At 47.3% G+C, this 273-nt stretch carries 1 protein-coding gene; it reads right to left on the bottom strand.

Annotated features, from left to right (window positions below; genetic code table 11):
- A partial coding sequence (locus BCT81_RS28690; protein ID WP_157938900.1) for a glycosyltransferase occupies positions 1 to 273 on the bottom strand: 273 nt, incomplete at both ends.

The following is a 273-nucleotide window of genomic DNA, read 5'->3' as shown; positions in this document are numbered from 1 at the left end:
GTTTTTTATGGTGATGATATTGTTGTATGAAAAAGTATGACGAAGTTGGTCATAGACACGGGTCGCGTCAGCAACTAATGTCGGTTGAGCGGCTTTTAAAGCAAGGGCTTGAAGTCTTCGGCGCTTGTTGTTTTTTAAATGCCATGCGTCGTGCTCTGTATGGATTCGGGTTGGGACCCCCGAAATTCTCGCGGCATATCCAGCGTAGAGCAATGGACCAATGTGATGCGTATGGACGACGTCCGGGCGTATGGCTTTAAAAGCCTTAATGAG

Origin of the sequence: Vibrio sp. 10N.261.52.A1 (assembly GCF_002876325.1) — a bacterium.
Taxonomy (GTDB): domain Bacteria; phylum Pseudomonadota; class Gammaproteobacteria; order Enterobacterales; family Vibrionaceae; genus Vibrio; species Vibrio chagasii.
Note: the sequence above shows the minus strand (reverse complement) of the source record. Positions and strands in the feature narration are given on the sequence as shown.